This is a genomic window from Synechococcus sp. J7-Johnson (assembly GCF_024345795.1).
GTDB lineage: Bacteria > Cyanobacteriota > Cyanobacteriia > PCC-6307 > Cyanobiaceae > Regnicoccus_A.
Genome location: NZ_JAGQBU010000009.1, coordinates 61,122 through 78,750 on the forward strand (window position 1 = coordinate 61,122; position 17,629 = coordinate 78,750).

Annotated in this window: 18 protein-coding genes; 10 read left to right on the top strand and 8 right to left on the bottom strand. The window is 66.4% G+C overall.

Features of this window, described 5'->3' with window-relative positions:
• Positions 1-12: 12 nt before the first annotated feature.
• From KBY93_RS06615 to KBY93_RS06625, 3 genes are all read right to left on the bottom strand, one after another.
• Positions 13-516: a CGLD27 family protein gene (locus tag KBY93_RS06615; RefSeq protein WP_255093533.1), complete on the bottom strand. Its 504-nt coding sequence runs from the start codon at positions 514-516 to the stop codon at positions 13-15.
• Positions 517-579: 63 nt separating this feature from the next.
• Positions 580-987, bottom strand: a complete 408-nt coding sequence (gene rsfS, locus KBY93_RS06620; protein WP_255093480.1) for a ribosome silencing factor — start codon at positions 985-987, stop codon at positions 580-582.
• Positions 980-1,615 carry a DUF3318 domain-containing protein gene (locus tag KBY93_RS06625; protein ID WP_094553793.1) on the bottom strand — a complete coding sequence of 212 codons (636 nt, stop codon included), beginning with the start codon at positions 1,613-1,615 and terminating at the stop codon, positions 980-982. The genes rsfS and KBY93_RS06625 overlap by 8 nt, the downstream gene beginning before the upstream one ends.
• Positions 1,616-1,732: 117 nt before the next feature.
• On the opposite strand from KBY93_RS06625, the gene carB reads away from it, so the two are divergent.
• Positions 1,733-5,035 (top strand): carbamoyl-phosphate synthase large subunit, encoded by a 3,303-nt coding sequence (carB, locus tag KBY93_RS06630; RefSeq protein WP_255093482.1) that lies wholly within the window; start codon positions 1,733-1,735, stop codon positions 5,033-5,035.
• A gap of 11 nt (positions 5,036-5,046) precedes the next feature.
• Here the strand turns inward: carB and KBY93_RS06635 are convergent, their stop codons facing one another.
• Positions 5,047-5,586, bottom strand: coding sequence for a DUF3592 domain-containing protein (locus tag KBY93_RS06635; RefSeq protein WP_255093483.1), 540 nt, complete (start codon positions 5,584-5,586; stop codon positions 5,047-5,049).
• 177 nt (positions 5,587-5,763) lie between these two features.
• Between KBY93_RS06635 and KBY93_RS06640 the strand changes: the two genes are divergently transcribed.
• Positions 5,764-6,486 (top strand): DUF3386 domain-containing protein, encoded by a 723-nt coding sequence (locus KBY93_RS06640; protein ID WP_255093484.1) that lies wholly within the window; start codon positions 5,764-5,766, stop codon positions 6,484-6,486.
• Positions 6,487-6,498: 12 nt separating this feature from the next.
• On the opposite strand, the gene KBY93_RS06645 is transcribed toward KBY93_RS06640, so the two are convergent.
• Genes KBY93_RS06645 through KBY93_RS06655 form a run of 3 tightly spaced genes read right to left on the bottom strand, consistent with a single transcriptional unit; the run spans position 6,499 to position 8,912 of the window.
• Complete coding sequence (locus KBY93_RS06645; RefSeq protein ID WP_094554089.1) at positions 6,499-6,729, bottom strand: DUF6447 family protein; 231 nt, start codon at positions 6,727-6,729, stop codon at positions 6,499-6,501.
• A 29-nt stretch (positions 6,730-6,758) separates the two neighbouring features.
• A complete protein-coding gene (locus KBY93_RS06650; protein WP_255093485.1) occupies positions 6,759-7,127 on the bottom strand; it encodes a hypothetical protein in 369 nt (122 codons plus the stop codon).
• Between the two features lie 45 nt (positions 7,128-7,172).
• Complete coding sequence (locus tag KBY93_RS06655; protein WP_255093486.1) at positions 7,173-8,912, bottom strand: ABC transporter ATP-binding protein; 1,740 nt, start codon at positions 8,910-8,912, stop codon at positions 7,173-7,175.
• 38 nt (positions 8,913-8,950) lie between these two features.
• On the opposite strand from KBY93_RS06655, the gene KBY93_RS06660 reads away from it, so the two are divergent.
• Both KBY93_RS06660 and tpiA read left to right on the top strand, forming a co-directional pair.
• Entirely contained in the window at positions 8,951-9,136 is a 186-nt protein-coding gene (locus tag KBY93_RS06660; RefSeq protein WP_255093534.1) for an RNA-binding S4 domain-containing protein, read from the top strand.
• Between the two features lie 32 nt (positions 9,137-9,168).
• Positions 9,169-9,909 (top strand): triose-phosphate isomerase, encoded by a 741-nt coding sequence (gene tpiA, locus KBY93_RS06665; RefSeq protein ID WP_255093487.1) that lies wholly within the window; start codon positions 9,169-9,171, stop codon positions 9,907-9,909.
• Between the two features lie 44 nt (positions 9,910-9,953).
• Here tpiA and KBY93_RS06670 read toward each other — a convergent pair whose 3' ends face one another.
• Positions 9,954-11,465 (bottom strand): FAD-linked oxidase C-terminal domain-containing protein, encoded by a 1,512-nt coding sequence (locus KBY93_RS06670; RefSeq protein ID WP_255093488.1) that lies wholly within the window; start codon positions 11,463-11,465, stop codon positions 9,954-9,956.
• Between the two features lie 298 nt (positions 11,466-11,763).
• Here KBY93_RS06670 and hemL point away from each other — a divergent pair, with 298 nt between their 5' ends.
• From hemL to KBY93_RS06700, 6 genes are read left to right on the top strand one after another with little or no spacing between them, the layout of a single operon-like run.
• The gene (gene hemL, locus KBY93_RS06675; RefSeq protein ID WP_255093535.1) at positions 11,764-13,050 is read left to right on the top strand and encodes a glutamate-1-semialdehyde 2,1-aminomutase; all 1,287 of its coding nucleotides are present in this window, start codon (positions 11,764-11,766) and stop codon (positions 13,048-13,050) included.
• Positions 13,051-13,103: 53 nt separating this feature from the next.
• Positions 13,104-14,267: an ABC transporter substrate-binding protein gene (locus tag KBY93_RS06680; protein WP_255093490.1), complete on the top strand. Its 1,164-nt coding sequence runs from the start codon at positions 13,104-13,106 to the stop codon at positions 14,265-14,267.
• 7 nt (positions 14,268-14,274) lie between these two features.
• Positions 14,275-15,207 carry a branched-chain amino acid ABC transporter permease gene (locus tag KBY93_RS06685; protein ID WP_255093492.1) on the top strand — a complete coding sequence of 311 codons (933 nt, stop codon included), beginning with the start codon at positions 14,275-14,277 and terminating at the stop codon, positions 15,205-15,207.
• Positions 15,204-16,076: a branched-chain amino acid ABC transporter permease gene (locus KBY93_RS06690; protein ID WP_255093493.1), complete on the top strand. Its 873-nt coding sequence runs from the start codon at positions 15,204-15,206 to the stop codon at positions 16,074-16,076. The genes KBY93_RS06685 and KBY93_RS06690 overlap by 4 nt, the downstream gene beginning before the upstream one ends.
• A gap of 8 nt (positions 16,077-16,084) precedes the next feature.
• Entirely contained in the window at positions 16,085-16,882 is a 798-nt protein-coding gene (locus KBY93_RS06695) for an ABC transporter ATP-binding protein (protein ID WP_255093494.1), read from the top strand.
• Positions 16,879-17,628, top strand: coding sequence for an ABC transporter ATP-binding protein (locus KBY93_RS06700; protein ID WP_255093495.1), 750 nt, complete (start codon positions 16,879-16,881; stop codon positions 17,626-17,628). Before KBY93_RS06695 ends, KBY93_RS06700 begins: the two co-directional genes overlap by 4 nt.
• Position 17,629 lies beyond the last annotated feature (1 nt).

Sequence of the window (17,629 nt, forward strand, 5' to 3'; positions counted from 1 at the left end):
CGGTTGGAGCGCTCAGAGAGCCTGGCAGAGGCCTGAACCCCCCAGGAGCAACAGAATGGCGAGGCTGAGGGCCTGGCGCAGCCGCACCAGTACAGGGCGCACCTGGTGGCGGGCTACCAGCAGATCCTGCTGGCGCCAGGCCAGGGGCTTCTCCCACACCTGGCCGTCGTACCACCCTGATTCCTCGTACTCCACCCGCTCGGAGAGCAAGCGACGGTTCACATAGGACCAGCCAAGCCACTGACGCGTCAGCAACAGCAGGGCCGGCAGCACTGCCGCTACGGCGGCCGTGGCCGCCAGCCGCAGGGGGGCATGGCGCAGGGGCCAGCTGCCTGAGCTGATCAAGGCGGTTAGCGGCAGAGCCAGAAGCCAGCTGATCAGCATGGGCCGCCTCAGACCTGCGTTGGTGAGAGACGGCCAGGCGAAAAACCAGGAGGCGCAAAGCTGGCGGTATTCCTCGAGGGGACGCTGCTCGGGCGGTACCGGGCAGGGACTCTCCGAGCAGGCCTGATCCATTGCAGTCACAGGGAAGTCACCGGAAGGTCTATGGGCTGCTGTCGAACTGCCCAGTGGGACCATTCATTGGGACAGGGGCTGAGTCGAGCTTAGGAATGGCTCGTGCTCTCCGTGCCCCCAGAAGGATTCCAGGTCGTAGTAGCGGCGCTCCGCTGGGGTGAGCACATGCACGATCAGCTCGCCGTAGTCGAGCAGCACCCAGCGGCCTTCGCTCTGACCTTCCTTGCGCAGGGGCAGGCGACCTGCCTCAAGCTCAAGCCGGTCCTCCACCGAGCGGGCAATGGCCCTCACCTGCACTTCGGAAAGGCCGGAGCAGATCACGAACCAGTCGGCCAGGGAGGAGACCTCCTCCACCCGGATCAGACAGATGTCAACGGCCTTGCGGTCGTCACAGGCCTCGGCTGCAAGCAGGGCAAGCGCCCGGCTGTCTCTGGACGCCAGCACAGTGGGGCTGGGAGCTGATTCAGCCATAAACGTTCTCACTTGTCACGGACTGGCGGCTTCCCTGCTGTTGAGCCATTTCAGCGCGGGCTCGTCCAGCACTCTTGCGCAGGGCCTCGAGGCGGTCTTCGTAAAAGGAGCGACGACGTTTCTTGCGGGTCTGCTCAAGCAGTTCCTTTAGAGCTCCCCCCAGGCTCTTGTAGGCGTTGGGGAGGGTGTAGCCGAAACGGCAGGCCAGGGAAATGGCTCGCTCGTCGGCGGCGATGGCGTCCTGCAGACGCTTCTCGTTGTTGTTTTTTAGGTAGAGGCGGTAGCCGGCGAAGCCGGAGAGCCCCAGAGCCATCATCAGCAGCAGTCCGTCCTGCACCCAGAGTTCGCCGATGGCGCCGCCCAGGCCGATTGCCAGGGCCGCCATCTCCCAGCCGTCGCGAGGGACGGCGTCGTTCTGGATGCGCCCCACCTCATGCCAGAAGAGCAGGTTGCGGTGATCGAGGGCGAAAGGCTCCCACTTGAGCAGATCCACCTGAACCTCCACCTCGTCGCGACCGATCTCCTCAATCGTGATCAGAGGGGGATCGGCGGAAGCGGCCGCTTCCACGAACACCCAGCTCTGCATCTCCGGAGGGAGGAGCCCCTTCAGGCGCTGGAGTTCGCTCATGGAGCCACGTTCGCTGATCACAAGATGCTCACGTTAGCGAGGACACAGCGCCACACCGCCAGGCTTGGTGGTGGGGCCGTGAGAGGCTGGCGTCGTTTGGCAGTTCAAGCGCCGCCCATGCCCCGCCGGTCGGATCTGCGTCGCATCCTTCTGCTGGGCTCGGGACCGATCGTGATCGGCCAGGCCTGCGAATTCGACTACTCGGGCACCCAGGCCTGCAAGGCACTGCGTGATGAGGGTTACGAAGTGGTGTTGGTGAACTCCAACCCCGCCTCGATCATGACCGACCCGGAGATGGCGGATCGGACGTACATCGAGCCGCTCACCCCCGCCGTGGTGCGGCAGGTGATCGAGCTGGAGCGTCCCGATGCCCTGCTGCCCACCATGGGCGGCCAGACAGCTCTCAACCTGGCCGTCTCCCTGGCGGAGGACGGCACCCTCGAGCAGTTCGGAGTGGAGCTGATCGGGGCCAACCTCGAAGCGATCCAGAAGGCCGAGGACAGGCGCCTGTTCAAGGAAGCCATGGAGCGGATCGGGGTGGCGGTGTGCCCCTCCGGCATCGCCTCCTCCCTGGAGGAAGCCGAGCGCGTGGGTGAAGAGATCGGCACCTATCCACTCATCATCCGGCCGGCTTTCACCCTGGGCGGCTCCGGCGGCGGCATCGCCTACAACCCTGAGGAGTTCCAGGCCTTCTGCAAGAGCGGACTGGTGGCCAGCCCGGTGTCCCAGATCCTGATCGAGCGCTCGCTGATCGGCTGGAAGGAATTCGAGCTGGAGGTGATGCGCGATCTGGCCGACAACGTGGTGATCATCTGCAGCATCGAGAACCTCGACCCGATGGGGGTGCACACGGGCGATTCGATCACCGTGGCGCCGGCCCAGACCCTCACTGACCGCGAATACCAGCGACTGCGCGACCAGTCGATCGCGATCATCCGTGAAATCGGCGTGGAGACCGGCGGCAGCAACATCCAGTTCGCCATCAACCCCGCCAACGGCGATGTGGTGGTGATCGAGATGAATCCGCGGGTGAGCCGCTCCTCGGCCCTGGCCAGCAAGGCCACGGGCTTCCCGATCGCCAAGATCGCCGCCCGCCTGGCGGTGGGCTACACCCTCGACGAGATCCTCAACGACATCACCGGCGCCACACCGGCCTGCTTTGAGCCCACGATCGACTACGTGGTCACCAAGATCCCCCGCTTCGCCTTCGAGAAGTTTCGCGGCAGCCCGGCCGTGCTCACCACCTCGATGAAATCGGTGGGGGAGGCGATGGCGATCGGCCGCTGCTTCGAGGAATCGTTCCAGAAGGCCCTGCGCTCGCTCGAAACCGGCCATGCCGGCTGGGGCTGCGATCGCCCCGATCAGCCGCTGGAATCCAGCGACCTGGAGCGGATGCTGCGCACCCCTTCGCCGGATCGCATCTTCGCGGTGCGCGCCGCGATGGTGGCGGGCCGCAGCGACGCCGAGATCCATCAGCTCAGCGCCATCGATCCCTGGTTCATCGCCAAGCTGCGGCGCCTGATCGAGGCCGAAGACCGCCTGCTGCGGGGACGGTCTCTCGAGCAGCTCTCGGCGGCGGATCTGCTGGAGCTGAAGCAGCTGGGCTTCTCCGACCGCCAGATCGCCTGGGCCAGCGGCAGCGATGAGCTGAGTGTGCGCCGCACCCGCCAGGGGCTCGGTGTGAACGCCCTGTTCAAGACGGTGGACACCTGCGCGGCGGAATTCGCCTCCACCACCCCGTATCACTACTCCACCTACGAGCGCCCCATCGAGCACCTCGACGACGCCGGCATTCCAATCCGCCTTGCACCCCAGGATGAGGTGCAACCGGAGTCACGCCGCAAGGTGATGATCCTCGGCGGCGGTCCCAACCGCATTGGCCAGGGCATCGAATTCGACTACTGCTGCTGCCACGCCTCCTTCGCACTGCGGGCCGATGGCTTCGCCACCGTGATGGTGAACAGCAACCCGGAGACGGTCTCGACCGACTACGACACCAGCGACCGTCTCTACTTCGAGCCACTCACCCTCGAAGATGTGCTCAACGTGATCGAGGCGGAGAAACCCGAGGGAGTGATCGTTCAGTTCGGTGGCCAGACCCCGCTCAAACTCGCGCTCCCACTGTTGCGCTGGCTGGCCGGGCCGGAGGGCCAGGCCACCGGCACCCGCCTCTGGGGCACCTCACCGGAGTCGATCGATCAGGCCGAAGACCGGGAGCAGTTCGAAGCGATTCTGCGCCGCCTGAACATCCGCCAACCCAGTAACGGATTGGCCCGCAGCGCGGCCGAGGCCCGCGCCGTGGCCGATCGGGTGGGCTATCCGGTGGTGGTGCGCCCCAGCTATGTGCTCGGGGGACGCGCCATGGAGGTGGTCTTCGATGAAGCCGAACTCAACCGCTACATGGTGGAGGCGGTGCAGGTGGAACCCGATCACCCGATCCTGATCGACAAGTACCTCGAGAACGCCATAGAGGTGGACGTGGATGCCCTCGCCGACCGGCAGGGGTCCGTGGTGATCGGCGGCTTGATGGAGCACATTGAGCCGGCCGGCATCCACTCGGGCGATTCGGCCTGCGCCCTGCCGGCGGTGTCGCTTTCGGAGCAGGCCCTGGCCACGATCCACCAGTGGACTGAGGCTCTGGCCCTGGCCCTCGATGTGAGTGGCCTGATCAATCTCCAGTTCGCCGTGCAGGCCGAGCGGGTGTTCATCATCGAGGCCAATCCCCGCGCCTCGCGCACGGTGCCGTTCGTGGCCAAGTCCACCGGTGTGCCCCTGGCAAAGATCGCCAGCCTGCTGATGGCCGGCCACAGCCTCAGCGAGCTGGGCCTCAGCAGCGAGCCCAGACCACCCCTGCAGAACGTGAAGGAAGCGGTGTTGCCCTTCAAGCGCTTCCCCGGCTCCGACACCCTGCTCGGACCGGAAATGCGCTCCACCGGTGAAGTGATGGGCAGCGGCGCCAGCTTCGGCATGGCCTACGCCAAGGCCGAGATTGCCGCCGGTGAAGCCCTGCCCCTCGGCGGCACTGTCTTCCTCTCAACCCACGACCGGGACAAACCCTCGCTGGTGCCCGTCGCCCAGCGCCTCTCGGAGTTAGGGCTCGCTCTGATCGCCACCACCGGCACCGCAGCGGTGCTGCGGGATGCGGGCCTGGAGGTGGAGTCGATCCTGAAGGTGCATGAAGGCCGCCCCAACATTGAGGACGCGATCCGCTCCGGCCGCATCCAGTTGATTGTGAACACCCCGATCGGCCGCCAGGCCACCCACGACGACCAGTACCTGCGCCGCGCAGCCCTCGACTACGCCGTGCCCACGGTGACCACCCTGGCCGGTGCCCGCGCGGCGGTGGAGGCGATCGCGTCGCTGCAGGGTGAGGCCTTGCCGGTGAATGCCCTGCAGGATCTGCACCAACCCTGGAGCTGAGCGGAGCCCTCTCAGCGCCGGCGGCTGGCTCTGGAGGTCTCGGGGTGCAGCTGGCGCTGAAACATGACCAGCATCCAGGCACTGAACCCTGCAATGGATCCTCCGAAGCTCACCAACAGAATCGGACGCATCCACAGCGCATCGAAGGACCGGATGTTGGCACGCCCCGGCTGGAGCGGGTCGTAGAGAACAGGCACCTGTTCTCCGGTTTCATAGACCTGCTGGGAGGACGCCAACGGCACGAAGCGATGCCGGACACCGGCCCCATCGCGAAACTCCACGACCGGTGCCCGCGTGGTTCTGACCTCACGGTAGGAAGAATGCCCCTTGATCCGGACGCTGGTGGACCGTCGCTCGCCCACCACGACACCCGTACCGGGGCGGGCCTGCCCGAGGAAGAGGGCGGTCTGCAGGAACCAGGCCACGCCCCAGGCAAGGAACAGGCAGCCAATCAGGATGAAAAAACCACTGATCAGCTGCGGCATGCGGTCTTCTGCGCTCGCTGGGGGATCCATGGGCACCCGTGCGGTGTCGCCCATCGTCGCGCTCATCGGCCTCATCACCAGCCCGTCACCGGCGCCCCGATGAACACGGCGCCTCCGGCCCCCGATCAAGGATCCCCGAACAGGCATCCACGAAGGCGGCGGTAGAAACCTGACCTCGGGCAGACCCCTGGCCTGGCCCGGGTGTTCCTAGGGTCAGCGAAGAATTCCTGTCTCCGCGATTCCGTGAGCGCCACCCTCCTTTCAGCCCCCGTCGCTCCTGGCAGCGACTGCACCCCCGCCTTCCGCGCCGCCTACGAGAACCGCTACACCTGGGATCCGGGCTTCGGCGGCTACCAGGGCCGGGCCGTGTGGGAGCAGGTGGGCGCTGGCGACGAACCCGACCGCCGGGTGGAGGGCAGCTTCCAGGTGGGGGCTGATCTCAAGGCCACCGTGGAAGGCATCGACGATGCCGAGATCCACAAGGCCGTGGCCTCGCAGCTGTGGGAGGTGGCGATCCACCGGGTGCGCCGCAGCTTCGAGCAGACCCACGCTGGGAACACCTTCACTGCCGGAGACACCGATGCGGTGGGCACCGAGGTGATCGTGGGCGGCAAGAACACAGGCGATCGCTACCGCATCAAGGGCGATGTGGTGACGATGGTGCACCGCCACATCCACGGCACGGTGGTGACGATCTTCACCGAATCCACCACTGACACCGGCGCCGGCTACCTCAGCCGCAGCTACACCAGCCAGTACGCCGACCCCGCCACCGGTGCCGCCAAGAGTGGCAAGAGCCGCTTCACCGACACCTTCGTTCCCCTGGGCGGCAGCGGATCCTGGGTGCTGGCCGAGCGGGTGATCGATACCGATGCCTCCGAGGGTCAGCCCGCTGCCCGGCAGACCTTCCGCTTCGAGGCCCTTGAGCCGCTGCCACAGGCCGGCGCGGAGAATGCCCCAGCCTGATCGTCGTCTCGCTCAGACCCCGTCCGGAAGGGCGGGGATGCTCTTGAGCCGTTCGTTCAGCTGGAAGGCCATCGACTGGCGGCCCACTGCCAGCACCTTCAGGGTGTCCTCGTAGAGACGAAGCTGGGCATCGGCCACCTGCATGCCCCGCACCAGTTCCTTGACGTCGTCGGGAAGGACATTGAGTTCGTAGCGCTTGCCCTCGAAGGTGAGCACTGGGGGCTGGTTGGAAGAGGCCGTCAAGGTCACCACTGTGTCGTCGCGGAGGCAGGTTAAGCCGCTCCCGGCGGGCCTTCCAAGGCTGGGGCAGCAAGCGAGGTGCCAGCCGGCGGCAGCTTGGCCGGGGTGGGCCGGCGAATCCGTTTGAAGAAGAACATCAGCAGGGGGCCCACCTGGGCCGCCTCCACCATCTCCCAACCCTCCTTGCCGAGCAGGTTCATGAAGAACTGCAGTTGCTCGGCCGGGTGGCGGGGCGTCTGGGCGGCGCCATAGAACTCGGGAAACTCCCGGGCGATGAATTCGGGGCTGAGGATTCCCTGCAACTTCTGGCTGGCGGCCTGGGGGTCGGGGGGTGCGGGTGGGGAGCTGTTCTCCACGTTGATGTGGATCACCCGGTACTCCCACTGGGGCATCTCAGCCATGGTCGCTCGAGCGTGGAACTGGACTGCATCACCGATGGTGGCGGTTCAGGCCGCCACCCGGATCAACTGACGGTCGCACAGCTCGCGGTAGCGGCCGGGACGTGCCATGAGCTGATCATGGCTGCCGCGCTCGATGATGCCGCCTCCTTCGAGCACCAGGATCTGGTCGGCCCCCTGAACTGTGGAGAGGCGGTGAGCGATCACCAGAACGGTGCGACCGGCCATCGCCTGCTTCAGACCCTGCTGCACCGCCTCCTCCGCCTCGGCGTCGAGTGCGCTGGTGGCCTCATCCAGCAACAGCACAGCGGGATCACCGAGCACTGCCCTGGCGATGGCGATGCGCTGGAGCTGGCCGCCGGAGAAATTGCTGCCCCGCTCTTCGATGCGGGAGTTGTACCCCTCGGGAAGGGCCTCGATGAAGCCCGCTGCGTTGGCCAGCTGGGCCGCCTGCTGTACCTGCTCGTCGCTGGCAGCTCGCCCGAAGCGGATCGCCTCTGCCACGCTGCCGGAGAACACCCGGCTCTGCTGGGGCACCAGGGCAACGGCCCGTCGTAGGTCGGCGGCCCGCAGGCCCGCCAGGTCCTGGCCGTCGAGCAGCACCCGGCCGCGCTGGGCGGTGTTGAAACGCAGCAGCAGCGAAAACAGGGTGCTCTTGCCAGCACCTGAGGGACCCACGAGGGCCACCAGCTGGCCGGGCTCGGCGCACAGATCAAGATCCCGCAGCACCGGCTGCTCGGGGTCGTAGCCAAACCAGACGTTCTCCAGCCTGAGGCCACCGCGCACCGGGCCCAGGGGCTTGGCGCCGGGGCGGTCAGGGATCTCCATCGGCTCGCGCTCGATCTCGCGCAGACGGCTGAGGGATGCCTTCCCCTGCTGAAACTCGTTGTAGTTGGTGGTGAGGTGTGAGATCGGATCGATCAGCATCAGCAGCGCAGCCACGTAGGAGCTGAACCCCTGGCTGTCGAGCCCGCCGGCCTGGATACGGGCCGCACCGATAAGCAGCACCGAGAGAATGCCTGCCGCTTCGATGAAGCCCACCACCGGATGTTGCAGGGCCAGCAGGCGCAGGGTGCGATAGCGAGCGCGCCGATGCAGATCGATTTCCTGCTCGAAGCGGTTCTGCAGCCAGGCCTCGGCCGCGAATGCACGCACCAGCGGCAGGCCACCGATGGCCTCGGCCAGCAGGCCCGCCAGCTCGCTCACCTGTTTCTGACTGCGCTCAGCTGCTCCCATCACCCGAGCGCCAAACCCGCTGACCATGAGCGCCACAAGCGGTGCCAGCACCAGCGTTGCCAGGGACAGCTTCCAGTCGAGAAACACCATGTAGCCGAAGACCACCACCAACTGGAGCAGGCTTGGGGTGGTGTCCTGGATCGTTTTGTAGATCACCTCTCCGACCCGGTCGGCGTCTTCGGTGAGGCGGTAGGTGAGATCACCGGCCGAGAGTTTCTCTAACGCCGAGAACTCCAGCCGTTGCAGTCGGGCGAACAACTGGCTGCGCAGTGCCTGACTCACCTGCAGCGCCGGGGAGGCCAGCAGGGTGTCCTGGCCGAACTGGGCCAGCTTCTGCACAAGGAACACCGCCAGGGCCAGGGCGATCGCCCGCAGAACCCGAGGGAAATCGCCCGCGCCGATAGCCGGAATCAGCTGGCCTGCCAGGGCGGCGAGCAAGGGCCAGCAGGCCACGAACACGAGCATGCAAAGGCCACCGGTCACCAGCCTGCGGCGGTGGGGCTTCAGCAGCGGCAGCAGCCCTCGAAAGCCGGCCGGTGGGGGTGCGAGCATCGGCGAACCTTATCAGCGCCGATCCGGCCCCCATTCTTTTGCGGCTTGATCAATTCCTCAAGTTTCAGGCCCTGGTGGCAACCGGTGGCGAAGCCAAGCTGCGGGTGCAGGGCGGAGAGGTCAGGGTCAACGGAGCGGTGGAGCGTCGACGCGGCCTTCAGCTGCGGCCAGGGGACACGGTGGAATTCGCGCGCACGAAACTGGTGGTCCCCGCCGAGACCTAGGTTGTGGGGCACTTCTGGGCGAGGACAATCCTGTGCGCAAGGCTGTGATTGCAGGGAACTGGAAGATGCACATGACCTGCGCCGAGGCGCGGGCCTATGCCGCCGCTTTCCTGCCTTTGCTGGGAGACCTGCCCAGTGATCGGGAGGTGGTGCTTGCCCCTCCCTTCACTGCCATCGCCGCCCTGAGTGAAGCTCTCGAGGGCAGCCCTGTGAAGATCGCCTCCCAGAATGTGCACTGGGACGACGTTGGTGCCTACACAGGCATGATCTCGGCCCCGATGCTGCTGGAGCATGGAGTCAGCCACGCGATCGTCGGCCATAGCGAGCCTCGCAAGTACTACAGCGAAACTGACGAGCAGATCAATCTGCGGGCCCGCACGGCCCAGAAGTCCGGAATGATCCCGATTCTGTGCGTGGGCGAGAGCGATTCCCAGCGGGAGGCGGGCGAAGCCGAGCGTGTGATCCGCCGACAAGTGGACCAAGGCCTCGAAGGCCTTGACCCAACTCGCCTGGTGGTGGCTTACGAGCCGATCTGGGCGATCGGCACCGGCAAGACCTGCGGTGCCGAAGAAGCCAACCGCCTCTGCGCTCTCATCCGTGGCTGGGTGGGCTACGACGATGTGGTGATCCAGTACGGCGGCTCGGTCAAGGCGGAGAACATCGACCTGCTGATGGCCCAACCTGACATCGATGGTGTGCTGGTGGGCGGAGCCTCGCTGGATCCCACCGGCTTTGCGCGCATTGCTTGTTACCAGGTGCCTGTGGCCGCCTGAAGCAGATTGGGCAGCAACCAGATTGGGCCGCCAAAGGTGCGCCGTCAGAACACCTCGATCGGGGCAGCCAGGGGCTGATCGGCCTGCTGGGCAGCGTCCACCTGAACGCGCACGCTGCGGGCACGACGAGCCGATTCGCCGCAACTGCGGGGGGTGGGGAAGAGCTTGCCGGGGTTGGCTCGACCCTCGGGATCGAAGGCGTTGCGCACCAGTTGCATCGTGCCCAGGTCCTCGGGTGAGAACATCCAATCCATGTAGCAGCGCTTGTCGGCTCCCACCCCGTGTTCGCCGGTGATGCTGCCGCCGGCGTCTATGCAGAGTCGCAGGATGTCGGCGCCGAGAGACTGAACCCGTTCCTGCACGTCGTGCTGGTTGGCGTCGTAGAGGATCAGCGGGTGCAGATTGCCGTCTCCGGCATGAAAAACGTTGGCCACTGGCAGGGAGTAGCGGCGGCTGAGTTCCTCGATCGCCGCCAGCACTCGAGGCAGGGCGCTGCGGGGAACGACCCCGTCCTGCACGTAATAGGTGGGGGTGATTCGTCCGACGGCCGCGAAGGCTGATTTGCGGCCCTTCCAGAGCAGGGCCCGATCGGTCTCTGATTCAGCCCGGCGCAGGGAGCGGGCTCCGGCCTGGCGGCAGAGCTCCATCGCCCGCTCAGCCGCGGCGCTCACCTCCTCGAGTCGGCCATCGAGCTCGATCAGCAGCACCGCCGCGGCGTCACGGGGGTATTCATCGCAGCCGAAGAGGTCGTCGACGGCGTTGATCGTGAAGTTGTCCATGATCTCCATCCCCGCCGGCAGCACCCCCGCTTCGGTGACGAGGCGCACGGCCTCACCAGCCGCTTCCATCGATGGGAAATCCGCCAGCAGCACCTGCACCGTCTGGGGCTGAGGCAGCAGCCGCAGGGTTATGGCGGTGGCAATGCCGAGGGTGCCCTCGCTGCCGATGAAGACCCCACGCAGATCCAGACCCGGCATTTCCGCCAGGCTTCCCCCCAGACGGGTGATGCTGCCATCGGGGAGCACGACCTCCAATTCCAGGACGTGGTTGCTGGTGACGCCGTACTTGAGGCAGTGCACCCCCCCGGCGTTCTCGGCCACGTTGCCGCCGATGCTGCAGACCACCTGGCTGGAGGGGTCGGGGGCGTAGTAGAAGCCATCGCCGGCCACGGCGCGGGTCACCCAGCTGTTGATCACCCCCGGCTGAACTGTTATGCGCTGGTTCTCCAGATCCTGGGCAAGCACCGAGCGCATGCGGCTGGTCACCACCAGCAACGACTCCTGCTCGGCCACGGCTCCACCGGAGAGACCGGTGCCGCTGCCCCGGGCCACAAATGGCACGCCCTCCTCCTGGCAGAGGCGCAGCACCGCGGCCACCTGCTCGGTGGTTTCGGGCAACACCACCAGGGGTGGTTCATGTCGATGCAGGGTCAGACCATCACTGTCGTAAGTGAGCAGCTCCGCGCGACGGGCCACCACCGCCCTGGTGGGCAGCAGCTGGCGCAGGCGCCGCTCGATCCGCCTCCAGGGCAGGGTCAGGGCATGCGGCTCGGCCAAGGGGTCAGCCAACAACAGGGTGCAGCTCCGTGACCATAGCGAGCATGGCGAGTGGTCAATCCCCCAGAGCCCCGGGCTGGCAAGACTCGTCGCGAAGTCATGAGCAAGCGGGATCGGCTGGAGTCTGGAGGGGTGATCCGCCCGCTGGTGCCCCGTTGAAACGATCGGCAGGGCGTTGGGCGAGAATGCAACATGGTCTGGAAGTGCGGAAGCAGTCCTCAGCGTCGGCTCAAGCTCTTCACCCCTTTCAACGTTCGCGGATCAAGCCTTGACTTCGGCCCCTGTTTCGGTTCCTGCCCTGAACACTTCCCGTTCCCAGGAACTCTTCAGTGCCGCCCAGACCCTGATGCCCGGTGGGGTCAGTTCGCCAGTGCGGGCGTTCCGCTCGGTTGACGGTGACCCGATCGTCTTCGACCGGGTCAAGGGGGCATACGCCTGGGACGTGGACGGCAACCGCTACATCGATTACATCGGCAGCTGGGGTCCGGCGATCTGCGGCCATGCCCACCCGAAGGTGATCGGCGCCCTGCGTAACGCGCTCGGCAAAGGCACCAGCTTCGGCGCCCCCTGCGCCCTGGAGAACCAGCTGGCCCAGATGGTGATCGACGCCGTCCCTTCCGTGGAGATGGTGCGCTTCGTGAACTCCGGCACCGAAGCCTGCATGTCGGTACTGCGGCTGATGCGGGCGTTCACCGGGCGCGAAAAGCTGATCAAGTTCGAGGGCTGTTATCACGGCCACGCCGACATGTTTCTGGTGAAGGCCGGCTCGGGCGTGGCAACGCTCGGCCTGCCCGATTCCCCCGGCGTGCCCCGCAGCACCACTGCCAGCACGCTCACTGCTCCTTACAACGATCTGGAAGCGGTCAAGCGGCTGTTCGCCGAAAACCCCGGTGAAATCGCCGGTGTGATCCTGGAGCCGGTGGTGGGCAATGCCGGCTTCCTGCCCCCTGAACCGGGCTTCCTGGAGGGCCTGCGTGAGATCACAACCGAAAACGGCGCCCTGCTCACCTTCGATGAAGTGATGACCGGCTTCCGGATCAGCTACGGCGGCGCCCAGGCCAAGTTCGGCATCACCCCTGATCTCACCACCCTTGGCAAGGTGATCGGCGGCGGCCTGCCCGTGGGTGCCTACGGCGGCCGCGCCGAGATCATGGCGATGGTGGCGCCGGCCGGTCCGATGTACCAGGCGGGAACCCTCAGCGGCAATCCCCTGGCGATGACCGCCGGCATCCACACCCTGGAGCTGCTGCGCCAGAGCGGCACCTATGAGAAACTCGAGGCCACCACTTCGCGGCTGCTCGCCGGCATCCTGGCCGCCGGCAGGGATGCCGGCCTGCCTATCTGCGGCGGCAGCATCAGTGCCATGTTCGGCTTCTTCCTCTGCGACGGGCCGGTGCGCAACTTCGAGCAAGCCAAAGCAGCCGACACCAAGCGGTTCGGCAAGCTGCACCGGGCCATGCTCGAGCGCGGCGTCTACCTGGCGCCGAGCGCTTTCGAGGCCGGCTTCACCTCGCTGGCCCACACGGACGAAGACATCGATGCCACCCTGGAGGCGTTCCGCGACTGCTTCGCCGCCATCGCCTGATGCAGGTGGGCCAGCGCTCACGGATCGCGGTCGCCCTGGGGGCTGCACTTGCCATGGCGGCCGGACTCGCGGCGTGCGGCCCCCGCGCCGATGACCAGCCGCTGCAGCTCAAGGGCGGCGTTCCCGTCGGGGCGGTGCTCTCACTCACCAGTAATGCCAATGCCTACGGACAGGACCAGCAGATCGGCCTCAAGCTGGCTCAGGACTGGTTCCAGCAACGCCGGAATGCCAACTCTCAGGATGCGCTGGAACTGAACCTGCGGCTGGAGGACGGCGGCGGCGATGAGGCCACCGCCAGCCAGGCCTTCAACCTGCTGATCGATGCCGGGGTGGTGGCCCTGATCGGTCCCACCCTCTCCCAGCAGGCCTTCGCGGCCGACCCGATTGCCCAGCGCCGTGGTGTGCCGGTGGTGGCGCCCTCCAACACCGCCACCGGCATTCCCCAGATCGGCAGCTTCATCAGTCGGGTGTCGGCCCCCAGCACCGAGATTGCACCCCTTTCGATCGCCAAGGCCCTGCAGCTGACACCCTCGATCCGTCGGGCGGCGGTGTTTTACGCCCAGGACGACGCCTACAGCACCTCCGAGACCGTCATCTTCCAGAAGGCCCTAACCGACAAAGGGCTCAAACCCGTGACGGTGCAGCGCACCCAGCTCAATGACCAGGATTTTCAGAATCAGATCACTTCCGCCCTGCGGGAGTCACCCGATCTGATTGTGATCTCGGCTCAGGCGGTTGACGGGGGCAACCTGATCCGTCAGTTGCGGGAGCTGGGCTACAGGGGCGCGATCGTGGTGGGAAATGGGATGAACACGCCGAACATCTATCCGATCTGCCAGCGCTATTGCGACGGCATCCTGATTGCCCAGGCTTACAGCCCCGAGCTAGAAACGCCCGTGAACCGCGAGTTCGTGGCTCTGTATCAAAAGGCCAAAGGTGGAGCGATTCCCCCCCAGCTCACGGCCCAGGCCTTCACGTCCTACCAGGTGGTGGCTGAAGCGTTGCAGCGGCTGAACCAACGCCAGCCGCTGGCCCAGTTGTCCCTGGGGGAGGCACGCAAGGCGCTGATGGCCGAACTCCTCGGCGGCCAATACGACACTCCCCTTGGCGAGATCAGCTTCAGCCCCGATGGTGAGGTGTTGCAGCAACGCTTCCACGTTGCCCAGGTGCGGATGCAGCCAGACGGTCGCAGCGGCCGTTTCCTGCTGCTTCCCTGAGCCTGGCGTGGTTCATCTCCTGCAGATTCTGATCAACGGACTGGCCTCCGGTGCGGTCTATGCCCTCTTCGCACTCGGCTACACCCTGGTGTTTTCGGTACTGGGGGTCATCAACTTCGCCCAAGGAGCGATGTTCACGATTGGGGGTTACCTCACTTACCTGCTGATCGGTGGTGCGGTGGGTGCCAATGGCTTGCTTGCTGGTTGGCAACTGCCTGTTTCCCTGCCGTTCTGGCTGGCCCTGGCCCTGGCTGGAGCTGGCTCCGCCCTGGTGGGCCTGGGGGTGGAGGCTATGGCGTTCCGCCCCCTGCGCCAACGCAACGCCGAGCCTTTGCTTTACCTGATCTCCAGCCTGGGAGCAGGGGTGGTGCTGGTGAACCTGGTGCAGCTGCTGATGGGAGCCGAGAGCTACTCGATCCCCACCTCCACCCTGGCGGCACTGCCGTCGGCACTGGCCCTGGGCGGCGCCCAGATCCGCACCGTGCAGGTGCTCCTGCTGCTGGTGGCAACCCTGCTGGTGGCGCTGCTCACGCTCTGGCTGGAGGGCAGTCGGGGCGGCAAAGCCCTGCAGGCTGTGGCAGAGGATCCGGTCACCGCCCGTCTGCTCGGAATCGACTCCGGCGCCATGATCCGCCTGGCCTTCGCGCTGAGCGGGTTCCTTGCTGGGGTGGCTGGCGGGCTGGTGGGCCTGAGCGTGAGCATTGCCGGGCCCTACTTCGGCATCGGCTACGGGCTCAAGGGGCTGGGGGTGCTGGTGCTGGGCGGTCTGGGCAGCGTGCCGGGAGCGGTGCTCGGCGGCCTGATCGTGGGACTGGCCGAAGCGCTGGTGCCTTCGGAGCTCTCCGGCTACAAGGACGGGGTGGCCTTCGCGATCCTGTTTCTGGTCCTCCTGTTGCGTCCCCAGGGATTGCTGGGCAAACCCGTGGCGAGCAAGGTGTGAGCGATCTTTCGCTGCTGGTGCAGATGGGCTTCGGAGCCCTGCTGGCCCTCTCGGTCTACCTGCCCCTGCGCTGCGGTCAGCTCTCGCTTGCCACTCCGGGCTTTTATGTGATCGGCGGCTATGTGGCCGCCTTGCTCTCCACCAGCTGGTCTGCCCTTTCGGGCGATGGGGCCGGCTACCCCCTTACCTCCCTGGCCCTGGAGCTGGTGGTTGCGGCCCTGGTGGCAGCAGCAGTGGCGCTGGTACTCGGCAGACCCGTGCTGCAGTTGCGCGGCATCTATCTGGCCATCGCCACCATCGCCCTGGTGGAGATCCTGAGAGTGCTGAACCTGAACCTGGCCTGGAGCGGTGGCGCAGTGGGGATATTCGGCATTCCCCAGCCTTTTGCCGGCCCTGGGGGCTATGCCCTGGCCACTTGGGTGCTGCTGGCCCTGGTCTGCTGGTTGTGTGCCCGTCTGGAGGACATGAGGCTGGGGCGTGCGATGGCCGCCATCCGCGATGACGAGCTGGCCGCCCGTTGCATGGGCATTCCCAGCGCCGACGTGAAGCTGACCGCTTTCGTGATCAGCGCCGTGATTGCCGCGCTCACCGGAGTGCTGGCTGCTCACTTCCTCAACACCTGGAATGCCCGTCAGGGCGGCTTCGACGCCAGCATCACCACCCTGGCCTTCGTGGTCTTCGGCGGCTCCCGGATCTGGCTGGGGCCTGTGCTGGGTGGGCTGGTGATCACGGCCCTGCCCGAACTGCTGCGGCCGGTGGGGGATCTGCGCCTGATTCTCTTCGGCCTGGTGATCCTGTTGGGGCCGATCCTCTTTCCCCAGGGCCTGATCACCCCGGAGCGCCTGGCCAGGCTTCAGCAAACCCTGTGACGCCCCTGATGCAGGTTCCCTCAGCCCAGGCAACAGCTGCATCCTCCCTGTTGGCCCTGGAGGAGGTGAGCTGCCGCTTCGGTGGCCTGCTCGCTCTCGATCGCGTTTCCCTGCAGGTGCAGCCGGGGGAAATCTTCGGGTTGATCGGCCCTAATGGAGCCGGCAAGACCACTCTGTTCAACCTGATTTCCGGCGTGGGCCGCCCCACGGCGGGGTCGATCCGCTGGAGTGATGGAGCGATCAACGGCCTGCCCCCGGATCGGATCAACCGCCTGGGTATCGGCCGCACTTTTCAGAACCTGCACCTGTTCCAGCGGTTGAGCTGCCTGGAGAACGTTCTGATCGGCCTGCACCACAGTGCGCGCGCTCCCCTGCTCCCTGCCCTGCTGGGTCGACGATCGTTTCGCCAGAGCCAGGGGGAGTTGCGACAACGGGCATTGGAGCTGCTGGAGCTGGTGGACCTGGCCGACACAGCCCGGCAGCCGGCGGGCAGCCTGCCCTACGGCTCACAACGGCGGCTGGAGATCGCCCGCGCCCTGGCCACCGCCCCGCGCCTGTTGCTGCTGGATGAACCGGCCGCCGGCATGAACCCGATCGAAAAGGAGGAGCTCTCGGCCCTGATCCGGCGCCTGCGCTCACGCTTCGATCTCACCGTGCTCGTGATTGAGCACCATGTGCCGCTGATGATGAGCCTCTGCGACCGCCTGGCGGTGCTGAATTTCGGCCGGCGGATCGCTCTGGGCACGCCTGAGAGCGTGCGCCATGACCCAGCAGTGATCGAGGCCTACCTGGGGGTGAGTGCATGAGCGTCACTGCCGCAGGCCCGCCTTTGCTGGCCATCCGGGGTCTCTCGGTGCGCTACGGGGCGATCAACGCACTGAGCGAGGTCGACCTGCACATCCACGAGGGGGAACTGGTGGCCTTGCTGGGCTCCAATGGCGCCGGCAAGAGCACCACCCTGCGAGCGATTTCGCGGCTTGTGAAGCCGGAGGCGGGCAGGATCGAATGGCAGGGCCGCTGCCTGGCCAGGACCCCCACCGAGGGAACGGTGAGGCTCGGGATCGGTCACTGCCCGGAAGGGCGGCGGGTGCTGGCTCGCCAGACCGTGGCTGTGAATCTGGAGCTCGGGGCCTATCTGCGCCGGGATCGGCGCGGAATCGAGCGGGATCTTCAGCGCTGCTACGAGCGCTTCCCCCGCCTGCGCGAACGCCGCTCGCAGCTGGCCGGCAGTCTCTCGGGCGGGGAGCAGCAGATGCTGGCGATCGCCCGCTCGCTGATGGGGCATCCGCGGCTGCTGCTGCTGGATGAGCCCAGTCTGGGGCTGGCGCCGAAACTGGTGGCCGAGGTGATGGCGATTCTTCGGCAGCTTCATCGCGAAGGGCTCACGATCCTGCTGGTCGAGCAGAACGCCCAGGCGGCCCTGGCCATCGCCGACCGGGGGGTGGTGCTCCAGTCCGGCAGTGTCAGCCTCAGCGGCAGCGCCACCGAGCTGCTGGCCCACGAGGATCTCAGGACCACCTATCTGGGAGCTGAGCAGCCCGGTGATGGCTGAT

What these genes read in the sequence shown, in the direction of transcription:
- KBY93_RS06700 (WP_255093495.1), top strand. Translation starts at nt 16,879, where the DNA reads ATGAGCGTCACTGCCGCAGGCCCGCCTTTGCTGGCCATCCGGGGTCTC.
- KBY93_RS06650 (WP_255093485.1), bottom strand. Translation starts at nt 7,127, where the DNA reads ATGGCTGAGATGCCCCAGTGGGAGTACCGGGTGATCCACATCAACGTG.
- KBY93_RS06625 (WP_094553793.1), bottom strand. Translation starts at nt 1,615, where the DNA reads ATGAGCGAACTCCAGCGCCTGAAGGGGCTCCTCCCTCCGGAGATGCAG.
- KBY93_RS06655 (WP_255093486.1), bottom strand. Translation starts at nt 8,912, where the DNA reads ATGCTCGCACCCCCACCGGCCGGCTTTCGAGGGCTGCTGCCGCTGCTG.
- KBY93_RS06635 (WP_255093483.1), bottom strand. Translation starts at nt 5,586, where the DNA reads ATGAGCGCGACGATGGGCGACACCGCACGGGTGCCCATGGATCCCCCA.
- KBY93_RS06680 (WP_255093490.1), top strand. Translation starts at nt 13,104, where the DNA reads ATGGCGGCCGGACTCGCGGCGTGCGGCCCCCGCGCCGATGACCAGCCG.
- KBY93_RS06615 (WP_255093533.1), bottom strand. Translation starts at nt 516, where the DNA reads ATGGATCAGGCCTGCTCGGAGAGTCCCTGCCCGGTACCGCCCGAGCAG.
- carB (WP_255093482.1), top strand. Translation starts at nt 1,733, where the DNA reads ATGCCCCGCCGGTCGGATCTGCGTCGCATCCTTCTGCTGGGCTCGGGA.
- KBY93_RS06695 (WP_255093494.1), top strand. Translation starts at nt 16,085, where the DNA reads ATGCAGGTTCCCTCAGCCCAGGCAACAGCTGCATCCTCCCTGTTGGCC.
- rsfS (WP_255093480.1), bottom strand. Translation starts at nt 987, where the DNA reads ATGGCTGAATCAGCTCCCAGCCCCACTGTGCTGGCGTCCAGAGACAGC.